This window comes from Delftia sp. S65 (assembly GCF_016516495.1).
Taxonomy (GTDB): Bacteria; Pseudomonadota; Gammaproteobacteria; order Burkholderiales; family Burkholderiaceae_C; genus Comamonas; species Comamonas acidovorans.
Genome location: NZ_JACVUR010000034.1, coordinates 41,204 through 64,337, shown reverse-complemented (window position 1 = coordinate 64,337; position 23,134 = coordinate 41,204). Strand labels below are relative to the sequence as shown.

24 protein-coding genes and 1 pseudogene are annotated in these 23,134 nt (G+C 66.1%); 18 read left to right on the top strand and 7 right to left on the bottom strand.

All coding sequences use genetic code 11. The features are described 5' to 3' along the window. Positions 1-86: 86 nt before the first annotated feature. From IAE24_RS22670 to IAE24_RS22605, 14 genes and pseudogenes are all read left to right on the top strand, one after another. Positions 87-977 carry a hypothetical protein gene (locus IAE24_RS22670; protein ID WP_199961579.1) on the top strand — a complete coding sequence of 297 codons (891 nt, stop codon included), beginning with the start codon at positions 87-89 and terminating at the stop codon, positions 975-977. 10 nt (positions 978-987) lie between these two features. Next, positions 988-1,473: a hypothetical protein gene (locus IAE24_RS30370; protein WP_231890531.1), complete on the top strand. Its 486-nt coding sequence runs from the start codon at positions 988-990 to the stop codon at positions 1,471-1,473. A gap of 35 nt (positions 1,474-1,508) precedes the next feature. Next, positions 1,509-1,687, top strand: a pseudogene (locus IAE24_RS22660) (ABC transporter permease); the annotation flags it as partial. A 213-nt stretch (positions 1,688-1,900) separates the two neighbouring features. After that, positions 1,901-2,482: an FMN reductase gene (gene msuE / locus IAE24_RS22655; protein WP_013803333.1), complete on the top strand. Its 582-nt coding sequence runs from the start codon at positions 1,901-1,903 to the stop codon at positions 2,480-2,482. Positions 2,483-2,527: 45 nt separating this feature from the next. Further along, complete coding sequence (locus tag IAE24_RS22650; RefSeq protein ID WP_199961580.1) at positions 2,528-3,511, top strand: DUF1852 domain-containing protein; 984 nt, start codon at positions 2,528-2,530, stop codon at positions 3,509-3,511. A 116-nt stretch (positions 3,512-3,627) separates the two neighbouring features. Beyond that, positions 3,628-4,653, top strand: a complete 1,026-nt coding sequence (locus tag IAE24_RS22645; protein ID WP_034391642.1) for a methionine synthase — start codon at positions 3,628-3,630, stop codon at positions 4,651-4,653. A 288-nt stretch (positions 4,654-4,941) separates the two neighbouring features. After that, positions 4,942-6,144, top strand: a complete 1,203-nt coding sequence (locus tag IAE24_RS22640; RefSeq protein ID WP_199961581.1) for a substrate-binding domain-containing protein — start codon at positions 4,942-4,944, stop codon at positions 6,142-6,144. A 3-nt stretch (positions 6,145-6,147) separates the two neighbouring features. After that, positions 6,148-6,930 carry an ABC transporter ATP-binding protein gene (locus IAE24_RS22635; RefSeq protein WP_199961582.1) on the top strand — a complete coding sequence of 261 codons (783 nt, stop codon included), beginning with the start codon at positions 6,148-6,150 and terminating at the stop codon, positions 6,928-6,930. Next, positions 6,927-7,670: an ABC transporter ATP-binding protein gene (locus IAE24_RS22630; protein ID WP_199961583.1), complete on the top strand. Its 744-nt coding sequence runs from the start codon at positions 6,927-6,929 to the stop codon at positions 7,668-7,670. The genes IAE24_RS22635 and IAE24_RS22630 overlap by 4 nt, the downstream gene beginning before the upstream one ends. Further along, entirely contained in the window at positions 7,667-8,668 is a 1,002-nt protein-coding gene (locus IAE24_RS22625; RefSeq protein ID WP_199137311.1) for a branched-chain amino acid ABC transporter permease, read from the top strand. The genes IAE24_RS22630 and IAE24_RS22625 overlap by 4 nt, the downstream gene beginning before the upstream one ends. Positions 8,669-8,681: 13 nt before the next feature. Then, complete coding sequence (locus IAE24_RS22620; RefSeq protein WP_016449609.1) at positions 8,682-9,749, top strand: branched-chain amino acid ABC transporter permease; 1,068 nt, start codon at positions 8,682-8,684, stop codon at positions 9,747-9,749. A 52-nt stretch (positions 9,750-9,801) separates the two neighbouring features. Beyond that, complete coding sequence (locus tag IAE24_RS22615; RefSeq protein ID WP_199961584.1) at positions 9,802-12,006, top strand: 3-hydroxybutyrate oligomer hydrolase family protein; 2,205 nt, start codon at positions 9,802-9,804, stop codon at positions 12,004-12,006. A 65-nt stretch (positions 12,007-12,071) separates the two neighbouring features. Beyond that, a complete protein-coding gene (locus IAE24_RS22610) occupies positions 12,072-12,980 on the top strand; it encodes an alpha/beta fold hydrolase (protein WP_199961585.1) in 909 nt (302 codons plus the stop codon). 109 nt (positions 12,981-13,089) lie between these two features. Then, positions 13,090-14,085: a rhodanese-like domain-containing protein gene (locus tag IAE24_RS22605; RefSeq protein WP_199961586.1), complete on the top strand. Its 996-nt coding sequence runs from the start codon at positions 13,090-13,092 to the stop codon at positions 14,083-14,085. 30 nt (positions 14,086-14,115) lie between these two features. On the opposite strand, the gene IAE24_RS22600 is transcribed toward IAE24_RS22605, so the two are convergent. The 4 genes from IAE24_RS22600 to hemH form a co-directional block, all read right to left on the bottom strand. Continuing rightward, positions 14,116-14,289: a hypothetical protein gene (locus tag IAE24_RS22600; RefSeq protein ID WP_012204476.1), complete on the bottom strand. Its 174-nt coding sequence runs from the start codon at positions 14,287-14,289 to the stop codon at positions 14,116-14,118. An 11-nt stretch (positions 14,290-14,300) separates the two neighbouring features. Then, complete coding sequence (locus IAE24_RS22595) at positions 14,301-15,398, bottom strand: YeeE/YedE thiosulfate transporter family protein (protein ID WP_199961587.1); 1,098 nt, start codon at positions 15,396-15,398, stop codon at positions 14,301-14,303. A gap of 92 nt (positions 15,399-15,490) precedes the next feature. Further along, positions 15,491-16,465, bottom strand: coding sequence for a sulfurtransferase (locus IAE24_RS22590; protein WP_160856031.1), 975 nt, complete (start codon positions 16,463-16,465; stop codon positions 15,491-15,493). 146 nt (positions 16,466-16,611) lie between these two features. Then, positions 16,612-17,709, bottom strand: a complete 1,098-nt coding sequence (gene hemH / locus IAE24_RS22585; protein WP_199961588.1) for a ferrochelatase — start codon at positions 17,707-17,709, stop codon at positions 16,612-16,614. A gap of 91 nt (positions 17,710-17,800) precedes the next feature. Here hemH and IAE24_RS22580 point away from each other — a divergent pair, with 91 nt between their 5' ends. The 3 genes from IAE24_RS22580 to IAE24_RS22570 are packed head-to-tail and all read left to right on the top strand — an operon-like array spanning position 17,801 to position 19,704. Further along, positions 17,801-18,571: an HAD family hydrolase gene (locus IAE24_RS22580; RefSeq protein ID WP_013803318.1), complete on the top strand. Its 771-nt coding sequence runs from the start codon at positions 17,801-17,803 to the stop codon at positions 18,569-18,571. A gap of 30 nt (positions 18,572-18,601) precedes the next feature. Continuing rightward, entirely contained in the window at positions 18,602-19,435 is an 834-nt protein-coding gene (locus IAE24_RS22575; RefSeq protein ID WP_197942925.1) for a DUF2189 domain-containing protein, read from the top strand. Positions 19,436-19,491: 56 nt separating this feature from the next. After that, the gene (locus tag IAE24_RS22570) at positions 19,492-19,704 is read left to right on the top strand and encodes a DUF2788 domain-containing protein (RefSeq protein ID WP_012204482.1); all 213 of its coding nucleotides are present in this window, start codon (positions 19,492-19,494) and stop codon (positions 19,702-19,704) included. A gap of 173 nt (positions 19,705-19,877) precedes the next feature. Here the strand turns inward: IAE24_RS22570 and IAE24_RS22565 are convergent, their stop codons facing one another. The 3 genes from IAE24_RS22565 to IAE24_RS22555 all read right to left on the bottom strand — a co-directional run bounded on the left by IAE24_RS22565 (position 19,878) and on the right by IAE24_RS22555 (position 22,266). Next, positions 19,878-20,861 carry a tripartite tricarboxylate transporter substrate binding protein BugD gene (locus tag IAE24_RS22565; protein WP_199961589.1) on the bottom strand — a complete coding sequence of 328 codons (984 nt, stop codon included), beginning with the start codon at positions 20,859-20,861 and terminating at the stop codon, positions 19,878-19,880. Between the two features lie 132 nt (positions 20,862-20,993). Further along, the gene (locus IAE24_RS22560) at positions 20,994-21,857 is read right to left on the bottom strand and encodes an NAD(P)-dependent oxidoreductase (RefSeq protein WP_199961590.1); all 864 of its coding nucleotides are present in this window, start codon (positions 21,855-21,857) and stop codon (positions 20,994-20,996) included. Between the two features lie 10 nt (positions 21,858-21,867). Next, positions 21,868-22,266: a carboxymuconolactone decarboxylase family protein gene (locus IAE24_RS22555; protein WP_012204485.1), complete on the bottom strand. Its 399-nt coding sequence runs from the start codon at positions 22,264-22,266 to the stop codon at positions 21,868-21,870. Between the two features lie 167 nt (positions 22,267-22,433). Between IAE24_RS22555 and IAE24_RS22550 the strand changes: the two genes are divergently transcribed. Next, positions 22,434-23,117, top strand: coding sequence for a GntR family transcriptional regulator (locus IAE24_RS22550; protein WP_012204486.1), 684 nt, complete (start codon positions 22,434-22,436; stop codon positions 23,115-23,117). Positions 23,118-23,134: the final 17 nt, after the last annotated feature.

The following is a 23,134-nucleotide window of genomic DNA, read 5'->3' as shown; positions in this document are numbered from 1 at the left end:
TTCAGCAACAGCCCGTCATTGGAAATAGCCACCGAAGGCAAGCCAGGCAGCGCTTTTTTTCAGATTGCACCAATGACAACACTGCCATGAGCGAATTCACAGACAGCTCGCGTCCTTATATCGACTACACCAAGGCCTTCAACCGGCAAATGGCCAATGCCATGAACAGCCGACAGGCAGATGTACTGGTGCTCACGCCCCAGGAGTACGTAGGCATCCTGCAGGACAAGGCCCGCCGCGACCCGCGGCTGGCCGAGCGGTTGCATGGCATCCTGGCGCAAAGTGCACTGGGGCGGTACTGGCGCCAGACAGTCAGCCCCGGTGCCGAAAAGCCCGTAACCCTTCCTGCGGCATTGGCTGCAACCGACAGCTATCTGATCGCCAAGACACTGATCGCACTGGGTATTGCCGGGGCAGGTACCTACATCAAGACAACGGCCAAGGGCTCCTACATCATCATCAAAGGTCGAGCAGGCTTTCGGCATCAGTTGCTGCAGGGCACACGCTTTTTGGCCACGCACCCACGCATGATCCAGATGGGCCTGGGAATGCGTGGCCTGCAGAACGTGGCCAAGGGCGGCTTCATCCTGAGCATCGTTGTTTCCACTGCCGTCGAGACGCTGGACTTCATCTTCAATGACGAGAAGACCATGCATGATCTGGTGGGCGGGATTGGGGTGGAAGCGGTGAAGGCAGGGCTGGCGACCTCGATAGGACTTATAGCTGGATTCATGGTGCCGATAGTCACGGCTGTCGCAGTTGCTCCTTTGTTTACCATGGCTGTGGTTGTATTTGTTTCTGGAATTGCCTTGAATATGATGGACAGGAAATTCAAAATAAAGGAGAGAGTTGTTGATTCCCTGAAAAGTATTCCTGGGGGAACCGATGTCGGGCTGTATTTGTTGAAATCCGATGAGTGCAAGCCGCTCGGAGCGCCTGACTTAAATTTGAACATGGTTTCTTATAGAATCAAATGAATGATAAAAAATGCATGATTTAAAAAGAATTCGTGGGATGATCATTTGGGTAATACCGTTTTGCATCGGTCTCTTGTTGATGGGGTTGTGGGTTTTGGATGTTGGTTTGATTTCTGCAATAGAGGAAATTTCGGAGAGATCGGCGATGGTAAGAATAACTCCCGGAGCACCTCTGTCAATTTACATCATCATCATTTCAATCATTGTGGCTATTGGTTCAGTGCTTAAAGCCATTCCATGCGGTGCTTCGGTGGCGAAAATTATTGACCGCATTTTTTGCATGAGCAATATATTTGGAGCCTCCTTGATTGCTGTTTGTATTTTTGTGGTTACTCCGCTGCAATACTACGCTATGCCAAAAATGGGTTATGTGCGTTGCAATATTTTGGAAGATCACCCCAATATGTATTTCACTGATTGGGTCAAAAAACCAGAATGGTGCGTGCGTGGAAAAAGTAGGGAGTGGGTCAGGGAGCAGGCCGCGGTTGGCAGATAAGAAGAGGCTCTGAGCAAGCATTCAGTACTGGCCCCAGCAAGACGGGTGCGCTGGAGGCCTATGGCAAGCAGACCCAGGCCGGGTTGCTGATGGGACTGGAGTACGCCACGGGCGGCAGCATGGGAAGCTGGTGGTGATCGAGAAGGACGACCAGAGCAAGCTCGACTTGGGCAAGAGCCTGCTGGCCACGGCGTATTCCGATGACAAGGCCGATGGGTAAGAGGGGCGGGATCACGCCTGATCATGAGTGTGGCTCATGCATCTGTGAATTAAAACCATTTTACTTCATCGATTTGCATCCATACCATTCGCTCCCATTGTTCGTTTGCATTTGGGAAGCAGTCATGGTCAACACCACACCCTCGGATCGCATGGATGCCAGAGCCGGCTCTTGCGCTGAACTTGGCCATCTCGCGTGAAAGCAGCCATGTCACGTCCGCTCCGTCTGGTCGCCGTTTCCGGTGGACTGCAACGCCCCTCCAAATCTGCCGCCCTGGCAGAGCATCTGTCTGATCTGATCGCCGACGAAGTTCCGTGCGAACAACGCCTGGTGGAACTGGGCCAGCTTGCGCCGCAGCTTGCCGGCGCGGTGTGGCGCTCGCAGTTGCCCGAGAGGGTGGAGCGTGAGCTTGCGGCGGTGGAGCAGGCGGATGTGCTGGTGGTGGCCACCCCGGTCTTTCGTGGCGCCTACACCGGGCTGTTCAAGCACTTCTTCGACTTCGTCCACCAGGACGCCTTGATCGACAAGCCCGTGCTGCTGGCGGCCACCGGTGGCAGTGAGCGCCATGCCCTGGTGATCGACCACCAGCTGCGGCCGCTGTTCAGCTTCTTCCAGGCGCGCACGCTGCCGCTGGGCGTTTACGCGACCGACAAGGATTTCGTGGACTACCGCCTGCACGACGAGGCCCTGATACAGCGGGCCGCGCTGGCGGTGCAACGGGCATTGCCGCTGGTCGAGCTGATGCACCGCGCCAGGCCCTGCCTGGCCGAGGAAATGGCTGCGGCCTGAATCAACCCACGTTTTTTTATTTCTAAATCAGGTCATTGGATCACCATGAACGCAGAACTGCACTTCAGCCTCAAGAGCATCCGTTTCGATGAGAACTATCACCCATCGGACAGCACGCGCATTACCACCAACTTTGCCAATCTGGCCCGGGGAGCGAGCCGGCAACAGAACCTGCGCCATACGCTGAGGATGATTGACAACCGCTTCAATGACCTGGCGCATTGGGACAATCCGACGGGAGACCGCTATTCAGTCGAGCTGGACATCATCTCCGTGGAGATGGGCATGGGTGCCGAGATGGGAAGTGGCGTATTTCCGTTGATCGAGATATTGAAGACCAGCATTCTCGACAGAAGATCGAACAAGCGCATAGCCGGCATTGCAGGGAATAATTTTTCTTCCTACGTGCGTGACTATGACTTCAGTGTTCTGCTGCCGGAATACAACATCAACCGCCAGGAGTTCAGCACGCCGGACGATTTTGGCGACCTGCATGGCAAGCTGTTCAAGCAGTTCGCCCGTTCGAGCACGTACAGGGAGCACTTCAACAAGCCCCCGGTCATCTGCATCAGCGCCTCTACCAGCAAGACCTATCAGCGCACCGGAAACCAGCATCCCGTACTGGGTGCCGAGTATCAGCAAAATGAGCTTTCATCGACGGACCGGTATTTCGGGAAGATGGGAATGCAGGTTCGATTCTTCATGCCGCCCAATAGCGTGGCACCCCTGGCCTTCTATTTTCAGGGCGACCTGCTGGCCGACTACACGAATCTTGAGTTGATCGGCACCATCAGCACCATGGAAACCTTCCAGAAGATTTACCGCCCCGAGATCTACAACGCCAATTGCGCGGCAGGAAAAATCTATCAGCCGAGCCTGAAGAACCACGATTACTCGTTGACGCAGATTGTCTATGACCGTGAAGAGCGCAGCCAGCTGGCAGTCAAGCAGGGCAGGTTTGCGCAGGAGCATTTCATCAAGCCGTACAGGAATGTTCTTGAGCAGTGGGCTGCCGATTGCGTGCTCTGACCGGCCAGACAGACAGACAGACAGACAGACCATTTTTCATTGATTGCACAGCGGCTTGGGACAACGCTCCTGAAGTACGCTGGCACCACCCCTCTTTGCCTTGAAGGAATTCTCCGATGTTTGAAACCTCTATCGCCGGCAGCCTGCCCAAGCCAGCCTGGCTGGCCGAAACCAACAAGCTCTGGCCCCAGTGGCAGGCCGAGGGCGATGCGCTTCGCCAGGCCAAGGCCGATGCAACCCTGCTGTGGATCAAGGCCCAGGAAGATGCAGGCCTGGACATCGTGTGCGACGGCGAGCAGTCGCGCCAGCATTTCGTGCATGGCTTTCTGGAGCAGGTGGAGGGCATCGACTTCGACAACAAGGTGAAGATGGGCATCCGCGACAACCGCTACGACGCGATGGTGCCGCAGGTGGTTGCCGCCCTGCGCCTGAAGGGCCGCGTGCATGCCTTCGAGGCGCAACTGGCGCGTGCGCACACCAGGAAGAAGCTGAAGTTCACGCTGCCCGGCCCGATGACCATCGTCGATACCGTGGCGGACCGCTTCTATGGCGACAAGGTCAAGATGGCCTTTGCATTCGCCGAGCTGCTCAACCAGGAGGCCCTGGCGCTGCAGGCCGACGGCGTGGACATCATCCAGTTCGACGAGCCCGCCTTCAATGTCTACATGAAGGATGCCGCCGACTGGGGCGTGCAGGCGCTGGAGCGCGCTGCGCAGGGCCTGACCTGCACGACGGCCGTGCATATCTGCTACGGCTACGGGATCAAGGCCAATACGGACTGGAAGAGCACGCTGGGCGAGGAATGGCGCCAGTACGAGACGGTGTTTCCCGCGCTGGCCAGGAGCCGCATCGACCAGGTGAGCCTGGAATGCATCCACTCCCACGTGCCGCCCGACCTGATGAGGCTGCTGGCCGGCAAGGACGTGATGGTCGGCGTGATCGATGTGGCCAGCGACGTGGTGGAGACACCCGAGGAGGTGGCGGACACCATCGGCCGGGCGCTGGAGTTCGTGCCGAAGGAGCGGCTGTTCCCCTGCACGAACTGCGGCCTGGCGCCCATGGGCCGGGACGTGGCGTGGCGCAAGCTGAAGGCGCTGGCAGAAGGCACGAAGCTGGCAAAGGAGCGGCTCGCCAAGGCCTGATGCCCTGCGTGGCCACGCACAGGGGAAGATGCCAGGGGTGCCAGGGGTGCCAGGGGTTCCAGGGGTTCATGGTTTGCCCTGTATCGGATTCAGGCAACTGTCTGAAGTCAAGACACTGAATCTGTTCAATAGTCGGGCACTCGCTGCCCGTGCTCTGCCCGCGCCCGCCATGGCGCCCGTCATTGCGCCTCCTTGGCCCGCCTGGGCCCGCCTGGCACAAAGCATGCATGGTCCCTCCCCACAAAAGCAGCGGGCGCCAGCCCAGCCGCCAACCCAAGGAGACAAACCATGCAACGCCGCCCCTTCCTGCATTCCGCCCTCGCACTCTCCGCCATGGCCACCGTGGCCGCTGCGGCTCCTGCCGCCATGGCCCAGCAGGGCGAGATCCGCATTGCCCACGTCTACAGCAAGACCGGCGCGCTGGAGGCCTATGGCAAGCAGACCCAGGCCGGGTTGCTGATGGGGCTGGAGTACGCCACGGGCGGCAGCATGGCGGTGAATGGCAAAAAGCTGGTGGTGATCGAGAAGGACGACCAGGGCAAGCCCGACCTGGGCAAGAGCCTGCTGGCCACGGCGTATTCCGATGACAAGGCCGATCTGGCCGTGGGGCCCACGTCGTCCGGCGTGGCGCTGGCCATGCTGCCGGTGGCCGAGGAGTACAAGAAGATTTTGCTGGTGGAGCCGGCCGTGGCCGATTCGATCACGGGCGACAAGTGGAACAAGTACATCTTCCGCACGGGCCGCAACTCCAGCCAGGACGCCATCAGCAATGCGGTGGCCATCGACAAGGCGGGCGTGACGATTGCCACGCTGGCCCAGGACAACGCCTTCGGCCGCGACGGGGTGAAGGCCTTCAAGGACGCCATCAAGAAGGGCAAGCTGGCGCATGAGGAGTACCTGCCTGCCGCCACCACGGATTTCACGGCCGGGGCGCAGCGGCTGATCGACAAGCTCAAGGACCAGCCGGGCAGGAAGATCATCTGGATCGTTTGGGCCGGGGCGGGCAATCCGTTCAAGATCGCAGACATGGATCTCAAGCGCTACGGGATCGAGATCGCCACGGGCGGCAACATCCTGCCCGCCATGGCAGCCTACAAGAATCTGCCGGGCATGGAGGGCGCCACGTACTACTACTACGGCATTCCCAAGAACCCGGTGAACGAGGCGCTGGTGTCCATGCACTACAAGCAGTACAAGACGCCGCCGGATTTCTTCACGGCCGGCGGCTTCTCTGCGGCCATGGCCATCGTGACGGCGCTCAAGAAGACAGGTGGAGACACCAAGACCAACACGCTGATCAAGGCCATGGAGGGCATGAGCTTCGACACGCCCAAGGGCCAGATGACCTTCCGCAAGGAAGACCACCAGGCCCTGCAGAGCATGTACCACTTCAAGATCCGCGTGGACCCGGCGCTGGCCTGGGGCGTGCCCGAGCTGGTGCGCGAGATCAAGCCCGAGGAGATGCAGGTCCCCATCCGCAACGGCCGCTGAGCAATGTTGCGCACAGAGGATCTGACCATCCGCTTCGGGGGCCATGTGGCCGTCAACGGCGTGAGCTGCGCTTTCGAGCCGGGCACGCTGACGGCCATCGTGGGTCCCAACGGCGCGGGCAAGACCACGTATTTCAACCTGATCTCGGGGCAGCTCAAGGCCACGGCAGGGCGCGTGCTGCTGGGCGGGCGCGAGCTGACGGGGCTGGCCCCTTCGGCGCGCACGCGCGCCGGGCTGGGGCGGGCGTTCCAGCTCACCAATCTGTTCCCGCACCTGAGCGTGCTGGAGAACGTGCGCCTGGCCGTGCAGGCGCGCGACGAGGGGCCGCACCGGCGCGGCCTGAACCTGTGGAGCATCTGGAGCGACCACCGCGCGCTCACGCAGCGGGCGCTGCACATCCTCGACCAGGTGGCCCTGTCCGCCCGGCGCGACGAGGCCGTGGCCGCGCTGCCGCATGGCGACCAGCGCAAGCTGGAGGTGGCCTTGCTGATGGCGCTGGAACCCCTGGTCTATATGTTCGACGAGCCCACGGCGGGCATGAGCCATGACGAGGCGCCGGTGATCCTGGACCTGATACGCAAGCTCAAGCAGGACCGCAGCAAGATCATCCTGCTGGTGGAGCACAAGATGGATGTGGTGCGCGAGCTGGCCGACCGCATCATCGTGCTGACCAATGGCACGCTGGTGGCCGATGGGCCGCCGGCCGAAGTCATTGCCTCGCCTGTGGTGCAGCAGGCCTACCTGGGTGTGATGCCGGAGCAGGGCGCCGTGAAGGAGGCCGCATGACGCTCGACCACAGTTCCCACCCCAACCTGCTCGAACTGTCGGGCGTGCACACGCATATCGGGGCCTATCACATCCTGCATGGCGTGGACCTGGCCGTGCCGCGCGGGCAGCTGACCATGCTGCTGGGGCGCAATGGCGCGGGCAAGACGACCACGCTGCGCACCATCATGGGCCTGTGGCGGGCCAGCCAGGGGCGCATCGCCTTTGGCGGGGCCGACATCACGGCCCTGCCCACGCCGACGATCGCGCGGCTGAACATTGCCTATGTGCCCGAGAACATGGGCATCTTCGCGGACCTGACGGTGCAGGAAAACCTGCTGCTGGCCGCGCGTGGCGCCTCGCGCGCCGACCGCATGGACGCGCAGCGGCTGCAGTGGATCTTCGGCATGTTCCCGGCCGTGGAGAAGTTCTGGAACCACCCGGCCGGCAAGCTGTCGGGCGGGCAAAAGCAGATGGTGGCGGTGGCGCGCGCCATCGTGGAGCCGCGCGACCTGCTGATCGTGGACGAGCCCAGCAAGGGCCTGGCACCGGCCATCATCGAGAACATGATCGCGGCCTTCGCCCAGCTCAAGGCGGGCGGCACGACGATTGTGCTGGTGGAGCAGAACCTGGGCTTTGCGCGCCGCCTGGGCGACCGCGTGGCGGTGATGGACAACGGCCGCGTGGTGCACGCGGGCGGCATGGCCGAGTTCTCGGCAGACGCGGAGTTGCAGCAGTCGCTGCTGGGGCTTTCGCTATGAACAAGCTGAACAGGCTGAACAAGCTGGATGTGGATTTCAAGCCGCTGCTGCTGGTGCCGGTGCTGGCCCTGGTGGCGCTGCCGCTGGTGGGCTCGGGCTCGACCTGGCTGACGCTGACGGTGGCGGGGCTGGCCATGGGGATGATCGTGTTCATCATCGCCTCGGGGCTGACGCTGGTGTTCGGGCTGATGGACGTGCTGAACTTCGGCCACGGCGTGTTCATCGCGCTGGGGGCCTTCGTGGCCACCAGCGTGCTGGGCGCCATGGGCGACTGGACGGGCTCCGAGCAGCTGTGGCGCAACCTGCTGGCCGTGCTGCCGGCCATGGTGGTGGCCATGCTGGTGGCGGGCGCCATCGGGCTGGCGTTCGAGCGCTTCATCGTGCGGCCCGTGTACGGCCAGCATCTCAAGCAGATCCTGATCACCATGGGCGGCATGATCATCGGCGAGGAACTGATCAAGCTCATCTGGGGCCCGCAGCAGATTCCGCTGCCGCTGCCCCAGGGCATGAAGGGCGCCTGGCTGCTGGGCGATGCCGCCGTGGAGAAGTACCGCGTGGTGGCCGTGCTGGTGGGGCTGGCGGTGTTTGCCCTGCTGGCCTGGACGCTGTCGCGCACCAAGATCGGCCTGCTGATCCGCGCGGGCGTGCAGGACCGCGAGATGGTGGAGGCCCTGGGCTACCGCGTGCGCCGCCTGTTCGTGGGCGTGTTCGTGGCGGGCTCGGCCCTGGCCGGGCTGGGCGGGGTGATGTGGGGCATGTACCAGCAGAGCGTGGTGCCGCAGATGGGCGCGCAGGTCAATGTGCTGATCTTCATCGTGATCATCATCGGCGGGCTGGGCAGCACGGGCGGGGCGCTGATCGGCGCGCTGCTGGTGGGGCTGATGGCCAACTACACGGGGTTCCTGGTGCCCAAGGTGGCGCTGTTTTCCAACATTGCGTTGATGGTGGCCATCCTCTTGTGGCGGCCTCAGGGCGTCTATCCCGTAGCGAACCGCTGAAGGAGTGATCGACATGCTCAACCGATTGCTTTCCGGCGACCTGCCGCGCAGCCGCGTGCTGGCGGTGCTGCTGCTGTTGATTTTCCTGGGGCTGGCGGCGGCGCCGTTCGTGTTCCCTGGCGTGAAGGCGCTGAACGTGGCGGCCAAGGTGCTGATCTTCGTGGTGCTGGTGGCCAGCTTCGATCTGCTGCTGGGTTACACCGGCATCGTGAGCTTTGCGCACACCATGTTCTTCGGCATTGGCGCCTATGGCGTGGCGATTGCATCGTCGCGCATGGGCGCGGGCTGGGGTGCGCTGGCGCTGGGCCTGGGCGCGGCGCTGCTGGTGTCGCTGCTGCTGTCGCTGGCCATCGGCCTGTTCTCGCTGCGGGTGCGCGCCATCTTCTTTGCCATGATCACGCTGGCCGTGGCGGCGGCGTTCCAGACGCTGGCCTCCCAACTGTCGGAATGGACGGGCGGGGAGGACGGGCTGAGCTTCAAGCTGCCCGAGTGGCTGTCGCCCAGCTTCGAGCCCTTCGAGAACGAGGTGCTGGGCGTGCTGATCGACGGGCGCATCATCACCTACTACCTGCTGTTCGTGCTGGCCGTGGCGCTGGTGCTGGCGCTGCTGCGCATCGTCAATTCCCCGTTCGGCCGCGTGCTGCAGGCCATCCGCGAGAACGAGTTCCGCGCCGAGGCCATCGGCTACCGGGTGGTGGTGTACCGCACCCTGTCCAGCGTGCTGTCGGCCCTGTTCGCCTGTGTGGCCGGTGCCATGCTGGCGCTGTGGCTGCGCTATAACGGGCCAGATACCTCGCTGTCGTTCGAGATCATGATGGACTGCCTGCTGATCGTGGTGATCGGCGGCATGGGCACCATCTATGGCGCGGCGATCGGCTCGGTGCTGTTCCTCATCGCCCAGAGCTATCTGCAGGACCTGCTGCGCGTGGCCAGCGAGGCCGCGCACAGCCTGCCCTGGCTGGCCGCGCTGCTGTCGCCCGACCGCTGGCTGCTGTGGCTGGGCGTGCTGTTTGTGTTGTCGGTCTACTATTTCCCCACGGGCGTCGTGGGGCGTCTGCGTTCTTCCCGCGCCGGAGCCTGACCAGGGCCCCTGGCGCATTCGTGCATCAGAGAACTATCACAAGGAGATGGGCATGTTGAAGCGTGAAGAGATGGTGTCGTCGATTCCTGCAACCCCCTGGCGCTGGGCCTTCACGGCGCTGGCGGCCGCCGCGCTGGCAGCCTGCGGCAGCGGCGAGCATGAGCCCAGCAACGATCTGCCCAAGGGCTTTACCGAGCTGGGCGCCACGGTGTATCCGGCCACGGCCACCGGCACGGGCGCCACGGCAGCCACGCAGGACTTGCTGACGGGCGGCCTGGGCAAGACCGGCCTGGGCGCCGCTGCCGCGCCCCTGTACGCGGACCCTGCCAATCCCACGGCGGCGGAGCTGCGGCGCAATGCGCTGTACTCCAACTACCGGGGCATCCTGGACCCCACGGCGGGCGGCGGCTACGGCGCGCTGTACGGCCCCAACATCACGGCAGACGGGCAGGTGACTGCGGGCGAAGGGCTGATCCCCGGGCGCGAGTACCTGGCCGTGCTGGACGACGGCACGGGCCGCAAGCAGACCATGGTGGCCGTGCAGGTGCCGGACAGCTTTGACCGCAACCGGCCCTGCATCGTGCTGGGCCCGTCCTCTGGCTCGCGCGGCGTGTATGGCGCCATCGGCACGGCGGGCGAGTGGGGCCTGAAGAAGGGCTGCGCCGTGGCGCTGACCGATGCGGGCAAGGGCGTGGGCCTGCACAACCTCAGCGACGACACCGTCAACAAGCTGGACGGCACGCGCGCCACGCGCACGGACGCCGGCAGCCTGTCCTTCTTTGCCGCACGGCTGACCGATGCGGCGCGTGCCGCCTACAACGCTGCGTTTCCCAACCGCATTGCCATCAAGCACGCGCATTCCCAGCAGAACCCTGAAAAGGACTGGGGCAACGACACGCTGGCCGCGGCCCGCTATGCGCTGTACGTGCTCAATGCCCGCTATGGCACCACGCAGGACCCCGTGCCCTTCGGCAAGGACAACACGCTGGTGCTGGCGGGCTCGGCCTCCAACGGCGGCGCGGCCGTGCTGCGCGCGGCCGAGCTGGATGCAGACGGCCTGATCGACGGCGTGGTGGCCTCCGAACCCGTGACCGAGATGCCCACGCGCCAGGGCTACACGATTGCCGTGGGCAGTGCGACCATGCCCAACCCGGGCCGCACGCTGGCCGAGTACACCACCTACGGCAACATCTACCAGCCCTGCGCGGCGCTGGCGCCCGATGCGGCGCTGACCGAGACATCCATCTTCAACTACATAGGCCTCACCGCCATGACGGCGCGGGCCGAGGCACGCTGCACCAGCCTGGCCGCCAAGGGCCTGGTCATTGGCGCCACCACGGCCGACCGCGCCGCCAATGCGCTGAGCAAGCTGCGCCTGTACGGCTGGACGCGTGACCACGACCGCATGCACAACGCCCACTACGCGCTGGGCAACGGCCCCATCCTGTCTGCCATGTACACCATGGCCTATGGCCGGTTTGGCGTGGATGCCAACCTGTGCCGCACCAGCTTTGCGGCCGCCAATGCAACGGGCGACGTGGTGCCCGCCACGGGGGCCGCGCTGGCTCAGAGCTTTGCCACGGCCAATGGCACGGCCAACGGCACGCCCGCCACGGTGGTCTACAACGACTCGGTGGGCGGGGCCAAGGCCTGGCAGTTTGCCGTGTCGCCCTCCACGCGCGTGGCCGACCTGGGCCTGGACAACGCGCTGTGCCAGCACGCGCTGGTGACGGGCTTCGATCCGGTGACCGGCTTCAATCTCTCCGAAAGCAGCGTGCCCACGCGTGCCCAGAGCGACGCCGTGCGCGCCGGCATCAACGAGGTGCTGCACACCGCCAAGCTGCGCGGCAAGCCCACCATCATCGTGGCGGGCCGCAGCGATGCGCTGGTGCCGGTCAACCACAATGCGCGCGCCTACACGGTGCTCAACCGGGGGCTGGACGGCAGCAACACGCGGCTGCGCTATATCGAGGTGGTGAATGCCCAGCACTTCGATGCCTTCCTGCCGTTCTCGGGCTTCGACACGCGCTTCGTGCCGCTGCATCCGTACTTCAACCAGGCCATGGATGCCGTGTGGGCCAACCTGCGCAGCAGCACCGCGCTGCCCGCCAGCCAGGTGGTGCGCACCACGCCGCGCGGCGGCCAGCCGGGCGCGGCGCCCGCCATCACGGCGGCCCAGGTGCCGCCCTTCGTGGCGCGGCCCAGCACGGCCAACACCATCGAGGTCAGCGACGGGCTGATCCGCATTCCTGAGTGAGCCAGGCCCTGGAGCGGCCGGCGGCCACGGCGGCCGGCCGCTCCTGCACAGCAGAGATTTCTCCCATGGCTTCCAAAGCATCTTCCTCATCCGCGCCCGCACCCGCTTCCTGCTACACGCAATGCGCGGGCTACGAGATCCACTACATGGACTGGCAGCCCGCGCCCGATGTGGCTCCAGCGGGAACCGTCGTCGCCTGGCACGGGCTGGCACGCACGGGGCGCGACATGGATGCACTGGCGCAGTTCCTGGCAGGCCAGGGCTGGCGCGTGATCTGCCCCGACACGCCGGGCCGGGGCCTGAGCCAGTGGAGCCGCGCGCCGCGCGAGGAATACCGGCTGGGCTTCTACGCCCGCATTGCGCGCGGGCTGTTCGATGCGCTGGGGCTGGAGCGCGCGCATTGGGTGGGCACGTCCATGGGCGGGGCGATCGGCACGGTCTGCGCCTCGGGCCTGTTCGAGCCGTCACTGCGCGCACGCATTGCGACGCTGGTGCTCAATGACAATGCGCCGCAGCTGGCCGAGTCGGCGCTGGCGCGCATCAGGTCCTATGCGGGCCAGCCCCCGGCCTTCGATACGGTGGGCGAGCTGGAGACCTTCTTTCGCCAGGCCTACCGGCCCTACGGCTGGTTAAGCGACTCCGAGTGGCGCAAGCTCACCGAAACCAGCGTGCGCCGCCTGCCCGATGGGCGCGTCACGCCGCACTACGACCCGGCCATGATCGAGCAGTTCACGGCCCATGAGGACGACTACGGCATCTGGCCGCACTACGACGCCCTGCAGATTCCCGTGCTGCTGCTGCGGGGCGTGGACTCGGACCTGGTGCTGCCCGAGGTGGCCCGGGAAATGACCACGCGCGGCCCCGGCGCGCGCGGCCTGCTGCACTGGCAGGAGGTGCCCGGCTGCGGCCATGCGCCGGCGCTGAACGTGCCCGCGCACTGGCAATGGGTGCTGGAGCATCTGCAGCGCGGCTGAGCATCAACCCGGGCCGGGCGCGGATGTTGCTGCCGCGCTAGCATTTGCGACGGGTGCAGCCTCGCCTTCTTTTCGGGCGCGGGCACCGTCTGGGCAAGAGAGGCCTGACATGGGTTTTCTGGTGGAGCTGATCCGCGAGTACGGCTTCGGCATCGTCTTTCTCAATGTGTTCGTCGAGCAACTGGGTGCGCCGATTCCGGCCTACCCGGTGCTTGTCGTGACCGGCGCGCTGGAAGGCGCTGACTGGGTGCGCCTGCTGTGGCTGGTGGCCGTGGCCGTGAGCGCGGCGCTGATTGCCGACCTGTTCTGGTACCAGGCCGGCAAGGCCTACGGGCACCGGGTGCTGGGCCGCATCTGCCGCATCTCGCTGTCGCCCGATGCCTGCATCCGCCAGACCGAGACCGTCTATGGCCGCTGGGGCGCAAGGTCGCTGCTGGTGGCCAAGTTCGTGCCGGGGTTTGCCTCCATCGCCAGCGCGCTGGCTGGCGTCATGGGCACGCCGCTGCGCAGCTTCGTGCTGTATGACGGGCTGGGCGCGCTGATCTGGGTGGGCTCGGCCGTGTACCTGGGCTCGCTGTTCAGCTCCACGGTGGAAGACCTGCTGGGCGTGCTCACGGCGCTGGGCCAGTGGGGCCTGTTGCTGCTGGGCGTGGCGCTGGGGCTGTTCATCGTGCGCAAGTGGTGGCAGCGCCATCGCATGGTGCGTTCATTGCGCATGCCGCGCATGTCGGTGCGCGAACTGGCGGGCCTGCATGCCCAGGGCATGGAGCCCACGGTGATCGATGTGCGCGCTCTGCCGCAGTACCGCCAGGGCCATATCCCCGGCGCCCAGTCCTGGGAACTGCGCCCGCGCGATGGCGGCGAGTCGCATGCGCACCTGCTGCCCCAGCACGACCATCCCCACGGGCTGGTGATCTACTGCGACTGCCCCAACGAGATATCCGCCGCCCGCCTGGCGCGCCAGCTGCAGCGCGCCGGCTTTGCCAACGTGCGCCCGCTGGTGGGCGGCCTCAAGGCCTGGCAGGCGGCTGGCTTCGACGTGGAGACCGCGCCGCTGCCCGTGACGGCCAACGCGGACGAGGGGCCGGCGCCCAGCGTGCCCTGACCTTGACCTTGACCTTGGCCTTGCCTTGACCTATTTGCCCGCCGGCATCGAGCAGTGCCCGCCTTGCGTGGCCTTGCCCGAGCCGGCCGCGATCAGCGGCGCCTCGAAGCGCAGGTCCACGGGCGGCGAGTGCAGGTGGTCCCAGGCCAGGAAGAGGACGAGCACGGCCCAGAAGACCGCGCGCAGGGTGTTTTGCTGTGTCATGGCGGGTCCTGTCAGAAATTGAAGTGGCGGCGGATGCGCAGGCCGGAGATGGTGCCGGCAAAGGCCAGCGGCACCCAGATCCAGCCGTGGATGCTGCCCGTGGAGATGCCCGAGAGCATGGCGCCCACGTTGCAGCCGAAGGCCAGGCGCGAGCTGTAGCCCAGCACCAGGCCGGCCACCAGGGCCACCATCCATTGCGTGCCCGTGAGCGGCTTGGCATTGACGGGCTTGGCGGCAGCCACCCACAGGGCGCCGCCCAGGATGCCGATGTTGGTGATGCTGGTCACGTCCAGCAGCACTGTTTCTTGCAGGCGCGCGGCGTTGCCGGGCTGGCTCCAGAACCAGTTGCCGGCCAGGTCCACGGCGCCTGTGGCGTTGGCGATCTTGGCGGCCCACAGGCCGAAGCCGTAGACCACGCCCCAGGGCTGGCCCGCAATGACGAGGTTGAGCGTGGCCAGCACGGCCAGCAGCACCGCGCCCACCACCCACTTGCGCACGAACAGCGGCTTGGCCGGGCGCTTGAGCGCCACATTGGCGCCACGCACATACCAGGCCACGCCCAGCGCAACCACGGCCAGCGCCGCCAGCGTGGCCAGCAGGGCAGGGGCCCAGCCCCAGGCCGTGACCAGGCCCACGGGCTGGGTGTTGCCCAGGTCCAGCCACCAGCCCAGGTGCAGGCTGCCCAGGAAGCTGCCGATGGCAAACACGGGCAGGATGGCCGCATTCATGGGAATGCCCATGCCGGCCTTGTACAGCGTGCCGCTGCCGCAGCCGTCCGCGATCTGCATGCACAGGCCGAAGACAAAGGCGCCCACCAGCAGGCTGATGCTGGGCGGGCCCAGGGCGGCCGTGAGTTCGGGATAGTGGCCCAGCAGCGGCATGGCCAGCGCGGCGGCCAACGCCAGCAGCAGCAACTGGCCGAAGACGCCGCTGGCGTCCTTGTCCTCGATCAGCATGCGCCAGCCCGTGGTGAAGCCGAAGCGCTTGCCGGCCAGCACCGCGCCCAGGCCCAGGCCCACGGCGAACAGCGCGGCCTGGCGCACCGAGACGCTCCACAGCAGCCAGCCAAAGAAAACGGCCAGGATGGCCGCAAGAGGAAGTCGTTTCATATCATTTTTCTCCATGCAGTCGCCCTCCCCCGCGAAGCGGGTAGAGAGGCGCCGTGCCACGGGGGAAGGCGCGTAAGCGCCTCAGGGGGTGTTTACTTGAACTTTTTTTCCCACCACTGCTTGGCGTCGTAGGCCAGGGATTCGGCGCGGCCGGGCTGGTTGGCCATGGGCGGCGCATCGGCCTGCTGCGTCCAGTCCACCATGGAGCCCGCATACAGCTTGACGCCCGGCAGGCCCGCGACTTCGGACAGGCCGAACCAGTCGGTGGCTGCCCAGTGGCCGGTGTTGCAGAAGGCCACCATGTCCTGGCCCTGCTCGCGCTTGACCTTGGCCGCAATCTGCTTGGCCGTGGCCGTATCGACAAAGGTGGAGGTGCCGGGCACGAACCACTGGTTGAAGTCCAGCTGCTGCGCGCCGGGCAGGGTGCCCGAGAGCTTGGCGGCGGGCGCGCGCGTCTTGCCCTGGTAGAAGGCGTCGGGGCGCGAGTCCACCAGGGCCGCGTTGCTGAGCCTGACGTGCTGGCCCACGTCCTCGCGCGTGGCGATCAGGCTGGTGTCGAGCTGGGGCTGGTAGCTGCTGCGGGCCACTTTGACGGCCTCGTTGTCCTGCGGGAGCTTTTGCTCGTTCCAGGCCTTCATGCCGCCATTGAGCACGGACAGCTCCTTGAGGCCCAGCAGCTTGAGCGTCCAGTACACGCGCGCTGCGGCGCCGAAGTCGGTGGCGTCCGCGCCCGTGGAGACCACGATGGCGTGGGTGGCGGGTGTCAGCCCCAGGGACTGCACGAGTTCGGTGAGCTTGGGCAGCTCGGGCAGTTCACCGGGGTTGGTGGCGGGGCCGCGCCATTTGCCGTAGGGAGCGTTGAGCGCGCCTGGGATATGGCGCTCGCCATAGGCCTTGGGATCGCGGATGTCGATGATGCGCACGGCGTCCTGGCCGGCGGCGGCCTGCACGCCAGCAGGGGTGAGCAGGGGTTCGGCGGCGTGGGCCGTGCCGAAGGCGGTGCAGGCGAGGCCCAGCGCCAGCAGCGGGGCCGCCAGGCGCAGAGCGGGGGAAAAGGTCTTGGTCATGATGGCTGGGGCCGGTCATGGAAGACCGGCGGAACAAGCAACTGGAGTGCAATTGTCCCGCTTGCAGCATCTATATACAAAGACGCTTATGCATTCTGCTCATGAGGCAGGGTTATATGGCGCGGCGCAGAAGATGCAGAACGGCCTCAGCGCTGTGCGCCCACGGCCTTGGCGCGCTCCAGGCTGGCGTCCAGTTCGGCCTGCGGCGCCTTCTGCGTGGGCCAGCCCTGCATATGCTGCTGGGCGATGCGGCTCAGCGCCGTGATCCAGGGCGCGCTGTCGTTGAGGCAGGCAATGAACTCGAACTGCTCGCCACCGGCATGCATGAAGGCCTCGCGCGCTTCCTGGCTGATTTCCTCCAGCGTTTCCAGGCAGTCGCTGGTGAAGCCGGGGCAGACCACGTCCACCCGTTTGGTGCCGCTGCGTGCCAGCTCGATCAGCGAGGGCTCGGTATAGGGCTCCAGCCATTTGGCCTTGCCAAAGCGCGACTGGAAGGTCACCAGGTATTGCGAGGGCGACAGGCCCAGGCGCTCGGCCAGCAGGCGCGCGGTCTTGCGCGATTCGCAGTGGTAGGGGTCGCCCAGGTGCAGCGTGCGCTCGGGCACGCCATGAAAGCTCATGACCAGTTTCTCGCCACGGCCGTTGCTGCGCCAATGGGCCTCGATGCGCTGGGCCAGCGCGTCGATGTAGGAAGCGTCGTCGTGGTAGCGGTTGACGAAGCGCAGCTCGGGAATATGGCGCTGGGTGCGGGCCCAGTCGTAGACCGCATCGAACACGCTGGCCGTGGTCGTGCCGGAGTACTGCGGGTACAGCGGCAGGATGAGGATGCGCGTGACGCCCTCGGCCTTGAGGGCATCGAGCACGCTGGGGATGGACGGGTTGCCGTAGCGCATGGCATGGCGCACCAGCACGTTGTGCCCGGCCTCGCCCAGCCAGCCGCGCAGCAGCAGGGCCTGGCGCGCGCTCCAGTGCTGCAGGGGGGAGCCGTCCTTCTCATGCCAGACGGTGGCGTACTTGGCCGCCGACTTGGCCGGTCGCGTGCGCAGGATGATGCCGTGCAGGATGGGCAGCCAGGCAATCCTGGGGATCTCGACCACGCGGTCGTCGCCCAGGAACTGCGCCAGGTAGCGGCGCACGGCCGGAGCCGTGGGCGCATCGGGCGTTCCAAGGTTGCACAGCAGCACAGCGGTGCGCTGGGGTTGGTCGTGGCGGAATGGAGGTTCTGGCGCGAAGCGGGAAGGCATGGGGCCGATTGTGGCAGGACGGAGCCGCCTGCCACGCGAGTCGGATGACCCGGCTGCTGCCGGCAACGGCTGCCTTCGCTATGCTCGAACCATGTCCCAAGCCACCATCGCCCCCCTCGCCGAATCCTCTCTTGACCCTGCATTGGCCGCATTGCAGCAGCTGCGCCGCAGCGGCCGCATCCGCGCCATTTCCATCGACCTGGACGACACGCTGTGGCCCGTGTGGCCAGCCATCTCGCGCGCCGAACAGGTGCTGCTGGACTGGCTGCACGCCCATGCGCCCACCACGGCCGCAGCGCTGCGCGACGTGGCCACCCTGCGCGCCATCCGCGTGCAGATCGAGCGTGACCGCCCGGACCTTGCCCACGACCTGAGCGGCCTGCGCCGCGAGTCCATCCGCCTGGCGCTGCAGCGCAATGGCGACGATGGCGGCCTGGCGGAAACGGCCTTCGATATCTTCTTTGCCGAGCGCCAGCGTGTGGACCTATACGAGGACGCGCTGCCCGCCCTGCAGTTCCTGGCCGCGCGCTGGCCCGTGGTGGCGCTGAGCAACGGCAACGCCAGCGTGCACGTGGTGGGCATTGGCGAGCATTTCCATGCCGCGCTGAGCGCAACCAAGGCCGGCATGGCCAAGCCGGATGTGCGCTTTTTCCACGCGGCAGCGGCGGCGGCAGGCGTGGCGCCTGACGAGGTGCTGCACATAGGCGACGACGCGCGGCTCGATGCGCTGGGCGCCATGGATGCGGGTATGCACGCAGTCTGGCTCAACCGCACGGGCGTAGCATGGCCTCACGAGGGGTCCACGCCCCACGTCACGGTGGCCAGCCTTGCGCAGTTGTGCCAGGGGCTGGCTGACAGCTGACCCTGCCTGCCCGCGAAGCCGCGCCATGCCATGCCCACCAGCCACAGCACCGCTTTCTTCCACCCCCCCGTCCTCCCCGCCGTGCGCAGCATCGGCTGGAAACACCCCCTGAGCTGGCTGGCGCGTGGCGCGCGCGACATGGCCAGGGCGCCCTGGCTGAGCCTGGCGCATGGCCTGGTCTTGACCTTGATCGGGTTTTTGATCTTGACGCTGGGGCACAATCGCTTTTGGCTGATGGCCGGTGCCCTGTCGGGGTTCCTGATCGTCGGCCCTGTCGTGGCAACCAGCCTCTACGCCATCAGCCGTGCGCTGGAGCGTGGCGAGCGCGCCGACCTGTCCCTGGTGCGCAGCACCTGGATGCGCTGGCAAAGCGGCCACGCGTCCAAGGCCGACGGGCAGGGCGGCTACTGGTGCCTGGTGCAGTTCGGGCTGCTGCTGTCGCTGGCGGCCACGGGCTGGGTGCTGGTGTCGGCCTCGCTGATCACCGTGCTCTCACCCGTGCGCATTGCCACCCCGGCGGATTTCGTGCAGCACGTGGTGCTGGCCCGCGACGGGCAGTTGTTTGCGATATGGCTGGCGCTGGGCAGTTTTCTGGCAGCGCCTATTTTTGCGTCCAGCGTGGTGGCCATGCCGCTGATGCTGGACAGGCGGGTGACGGTGCGCCAGGCCGTGCTGACCAGTTGGTTGGCCGTGCTGGCCAACCCTGTGCCTCTGGCACTGTGGGCCGCCCTCATTGTGTTGTTGACCCTGCTGGGCCTGGGCAGCTGGCTGCTGGGACTGGTGGCCGTGATGCCCCTGCTGGGGCACGCGAGCTGGCACGCGTACCGCGATCTGGTCGATGCGTCGGCCTTCCCGGCGCGTTGAGCCGGGCGGGCCCGGACCGGCCGGGCCTGCAGGGGAGGATGTAGGACGGTGTTGTCGTGATATTCGGGTATACAGAAGAACAGATCGCCCATTTCTTCCTCACCTATGGCGTGGGGGCCTTCATCCTCTTCATGGTGTTCATCATCCTGCAGCTGGCGCGCCAGTCCAAGGCAGGAAAGTTCGGCACCTTCGTGATCTTCCTGGGCCTGGGTGTGGGCTTTGTGGGCTACATCGCCAAGATCGTTATCCAGTGGTGGATGGAAAAATGATCGTCACCCCCTGAGCCGCTGCGCGGCTTCCCCCTCTCTCGCTTCGCGGGAGGGGGACGACACCCTCGCGGCGGGGCGGCCCTTGCTCGGTGTCCCAGGCTTTGGGCTGCGTCGGGTTTTGTGCCCTGCTCAGCGCGCCTATCTTCCTGGCCTGCCTGCTCCTTGCTGCGCCTCTATTCCGCCTTGGCCCCCGCAGCCTTGATCACCGGGTCCCAGCGCTTGATTTCGGCGGCGGTGTGCTGGCGCAGGGCGTCGGGGGTGAGGCGGTCTGCGGGCGGGATGATGACGCTCATGTCCGTGAAGCGCTTGACCAGGGCGGGCTCGGCCAGGGCGGTGCGCAGCGATTTGTTGAGGCGCTCGATGACGGCCTGGGGCGTGCCTCGCGGTGCGTAGAGGCCGTGCCATACGGCAAGCTCGAAGCCGGGCTGGCCGGCCTGCGCGAAGGTGGGCACATCGGGCAGGGAGGGCAGGCGTTCGCGCGTGGCGACGGCGTAGCCCTTGAGCATGCCCGCCTGTATGTGCGGGCCGGTGGCCACGGGCTGGTCGCAGATGACATCGACATTGCCGGCCACCAGGTCCTGCAGCGCCGGGCCCGTGCCACGGTAGGGCACCAGGGTGGCCTCGGTGCCGGTGGTCTGCAGCAGCAGCATGGCGCACAGGTGGGAGGTGGCGCCTACGCCGGCATGCGAGAAGCGCACTTCGCCCGGCTTGGCCTTCATGTGGGCGATGAAGTCCGCCAGCGTGGCGGGCGCAAAGCCTTTGCTGCGCACCAGGATCATTGGCACGTCGCCGGCCAGCGCGATGGGTTCCAGGTCGCGCCTCACATCGAAAGCCAGCTTGCTGTAGAGCGCGGGCGCCGTGGCAATGCCCATGTTGTGCAGTAGCAGGGTGTGGCCGTCGGCCTGGGCACGTGTGACGCGGCTGGTGCCGATGGTGCCACCGGCGCCGCCCAGGTTCTCGACGATGACCTGCTGGCCCAGGTCGCGCGTCATGGCCTCGGCCAGCACGCGGGCCAGCACGTCGGTGGAGCCTCCGGCCGCGTAGGGAACGACGATGGTGACGGGCTTGTTGGGGAAGGCCTGGGCGGCAAGGCTGGCCGCCGACAGCGCGGCGGCGAGAAGGGTCTGGGCGAGGGGATTGCGGATGAGGGGGCGCATGGGTTTGTCTCCTGGAGGCGCGTGCAGGGGCCGCCGGCTCTGTGCGGCCGGTTGTCGGTGGCGTGTTTGGTGGCGTGAGGCAGTAAGGCAAGGGCCGCATGCGGCCCTTGACGACGGCGAGACGGCGCAGGCTCAGGCCGGGGCCACGTACCTGTACAGCTCGGTGTGGTCGGCGGCGGGTCCCAGGGACCTGGATGCGTCGGCCGCCATGGCGCTGACCTGTTCTGCCAGTGCCATGGGCGTGTGCATGGCCTGGCCCAGCGACAGGGCGATGCCCACGTCCTTGGCCTGCAGCGCCAGCGAGAAGCCCGAGTTGAAGGCGCCGTTCAGCATGAACTGGTGGGCCTTGTTTTCGGTGGTGTTGTTCTTGCCGGTGGAGGCATTGATCACGTCCACGATGGTGGCCGGCGCAATGCCGAAGGCCGCGCCTGCATGGATGGCCTCGGCCGTGGCGATGAGGGCCGCTGCCGAGACATAGTTGTTCAAGGCCTTGAGCGCATGGCCCGCGCCCACGGGGCCGACATGGGTGATGGCCTGGCCCATGCGTTGCAGCAGCGGCAGGTGCTGGGCGAGCAGGTCCGCATCGCCCCCGACCATGATGGACAGCGTGCCCGCAATGGCGCGCTTGACGCCGCCGGAGACCGGCGCATCCAGCAGCCCGATGCCGCGCTCGCTCAGCAGGCCGGCTAGCGCGCGCGTGCGGTTGGGGTCGGCCGAGCTCATGTCGATGATGCAGGCGCCGGGCGGCAGGTGCGGTGCCAGTTCGCCGACCACGGCATCGACGATGCGGGAGTCGGGCAGCATGGTGAAGACCACGCTGCAGCCGGCAAAGTCGGCCGCGCCGGATGCCACGGCCACGCCCGCATGCTCCTGCGCGAATCGTGCGGTGGCAGCGGGCACGGCGTCCCGGATGACCAGGGCGTGCCCTGCGGCGTGCAGCAGGTGGGCCATGGGCTGGCCCATCATTCCGAGGCCGATGAATCCTATGGTGGTCATGCTGCGTGCCTCAGATGTCCATCTCTTTGAAGACTTCCGAAGCCACGCGGAAGGAGTCGATGGCGGCCGGCACGCCGCAGTAGATGGCGGTCTGCAGGAAGACCTCCTTGACCTCTTCCTTGGTCAGGCCGTTGTTGATGGCGCCGCGCACATGCAGCTTGAGTTCATGCGGGCGGTTCAGCGCCGTGATCATGGCCAGGTTCAGGAAGGAGCGCGTCCTGCGGTCCAGGCCGGGGCGGTTCCAGACATCGCCCCAGCAGTACTGGGTGACCAGCTCCTGCATGTCGATGTTGAAGTCCGTGGCGTTCTGGATGGACGCATCGACATACTCGGCGCCCAGCACCTCACGGCGGGTGGACAGGCCCTGGTCGAAGAGGGCGGGGTTCTTGGGTGCATAGGCTCGGGTCATGAAAACTCCTGATGGAAGGCGGTGAAGGTGTCTTTCGGTGGAGTGGATTTAATCAGATTGTCAGACAATCCTACTTGATGAAAATCTGGATTGCCTGCTGGGCCAGGTGTGTGTATGACAATCCGTCAGTCCGTCCTGCCCCTGGATTGGCGGGTAGGATTCGTCCCATGAACCAGATGCTGCGTGTCCCCCGCGAAGAAACGTCGCTGCGCCTGCGCACGACGCAGACCCTGCGCACGGCCATCCTCGATGGCGTGTTTGCGCCGGGCCAGAAGCTGTCCGAGCGCGAGCTGTGCGAGAGCCTTGATGTGAGCCGTTCGTGCCTGCGCGAGTCCCTGCAGCACCTGCAGGCCGAGGGGCTGATCACCATCGTTCCGCACCGGGGCCCCGAGGTCACGGACATCTCGGTGCAGGAAGTGCGCGATATCTACGAGGTGCGGGCCAGCCTGGAGGGGCTGGCCAGCCGGGGCTTTGCGCTGCATGCCTCGGCTGGCCAGCGCGCCGCGCTGCGTGCCAAGCTGGGCGAGCTGGCCGTGCCCGCCGTGGCCAGCGACAAGGTGGCCCTGCTGGCGATCAAGAACCAGTTCTACGACATCCTGATCGAGGGCTGCGGCAATCTGGTGGCCGGCCAGATGCTGCGGCAGCTGAACAACCGCGTGACGGTGCTGCGGCGCATCTCCATGTCCCAGCCCGGGCGCCTGCCGCAGACGCTGGCCGAGCTGGATGCCATCGTGGCGGCGATAGAGCAGGGCGACGCGGACCAGGCCGCGCGCCTGAGCGCCGAGCATGTGCAAAAGGCCAGCCAGGGCGTGTTGCGCGCCATGGCCGAGAAGGCAGGCCCGGCCAGCTGATGCCGGGGCCTGCGCCT

Bases quoted from the DNA above. Each gene is read 5' to 3' on its own strand.
- hemH (WP_199961588.1), bottom strand. From the start codon at position 17,709: ATGCCTTCCCGCTTCGCGCCAGAACCTCCATTCCGCCACGACCAACCC.
- IAE24_RS22670 (WP_199961579.1), top strand. From the start codon at position 87: ATGAGCGAATTCACAGACAGCTCGCGTCCTTATATCGACTACACCAAG.
- IAE24_RS22620 (WP_016449609.1), top strand. From the start codon at position 8,682: ATGCTCAACCGATTGCTTTCCGGCGACCTGCCGCGCAGCCGCGTGCTG.
- IAE24_RS22575 (WP_197942925.1), top strand. From the start codon at position 18,602: ATGCCCACCAGCCACAGCACCGCTTTCTTCCACCCCCCCGTCCTCCCC.
- IAE24_RS22565 (WP_199961589.1), bottom strand. From the start codon at position 20,861: ATGCGCCCCCTCATCCGCAATCCCCTCGCCCAGACCCTTCTCGCCGCC.
- IAE24_RS22610 (WP_199961585.1), top strand. From the start codon at position 12,072: ATGGCTTCCAAAGCATCTTCCTCATCCGCGCCCGCACCCGCTTCCTGC.
- IAE24_RS30370 (WP_231890531.1), top strand. From the start codon at position 988: ATGCATGATTTAAAAAGAATTCGTGGGATGATCATTTGGGTAATACCG.
- IAE24_RS22555 (WP_012204485.1), bottom strand. From the start codon at position 22,266: ATGACCCGAGCCTATGCACCCAAGAACCCCGCCCTCTTCGACCAGGGC.
- IAE24_RS22645 (WP_034391642.1), top strand. From the start codon at position 3,628: ATGTTTGAAACCTCTATCGCCGGCAGCCTGCCCAAGCCAGCCTGGCTG.
- IAE24_RS22615 (WP_199961584.1), top strand. From the start codon at position 9,802: ATGTTGAAGCGTGAAGAGATGGTGTCGTCGATTCCTGCAACCCCCTGG.
- IAE24_RS22595 (WP_199961587.1), bottom strand. From the start codon at position 15,398: ATGAAACGACTTCCTCTTGCGGCCATCCTGGCCGTTTTCTTTGGCTGG.
- IAE24_RS22605 (WP_199961586.1), top strand. From the start codon at position 13,090: ATGGGTTTTCTGGTGGAGCTGATCCGCGAGTACGGCTTCGGCATCGTC.
- IAE24_RS22640 (WP_199961581.1), top strand. From the start codon at position 4,942: ATGCAACGCCGCCCCTTCCTGCATTCCGCCCTCGCACTCTCCGCCATG.
- IAE24_RS22560 (WP_199961590.1), bottom strand. From the start codon at position 21,857: ATGACCACCATAGGATTCATCGGCCTCGGAATGATGGGCCAGCCCATG.
- IAE24_RS22550 (WP_012204486.1), top strand. From the start codon at position 22,434: ATGAACCAGATGCTGCGTGTCCCCCGCGAAGAAACGTCGCTGCGCCTG.
- msuE (WP_013803333.1), top strand. From the start codon at position 1,901: ATGTCACGTCCGCTCCGTCTGGTCGCCGTTTCCGGTGGACTGCAACGC.
- IAE24_RS22635 (WP_199961582.1), top strand. From the start codon at position 6,148: ATGTTGCGCACAGAGGATCTGACCATCCGCTTCGGGGGCCATGTGGCC.
- IAE24_RS22625 (WP_199137311.1), top strand. From the start codon at position 7,667: ATGAACAAGCTGAACAGGCTGAACAAGCTGGATGTGGATTTCAAGCCG.
- IAE24_RS22590 (WP_160856031.1), bottom strand. From the start codon at position 16,465: ATGACCAAGACCTTTTCCCCCGCTCTGCGCCTGGCGGCCCCGCTGCTG.
- IAE24_RS22580 (WP_013803318.1), top strand. From the start codon at position 17,801: ATGTCCCAAGCCACCATCGCCCCCCTCGCCGAATCCTCTCTTGACCCT.
- IAE24_RS22600 (WP_012204476.1), bottom strand. From the start codon at position 14,289: ATGACACAGCAAAACACCCTGCGCGCGGTCTTCTGGGCCGTGCTCGTC.
- IAE24_RS22630 (WP_199961583.1), top strand. From the start codon at position 6,927: ATGACGCTCGACCACAGTTCCCACCCCAACCTGCTCGAACTGTCGGGC.
- IAE24_RS22650 (WP_199961580.1), top strand. From the start codon at position 2,528: ATGAACGCAGAACTGCACTTCAGCCTCAAGAGCATCCGTTTCGATGAG.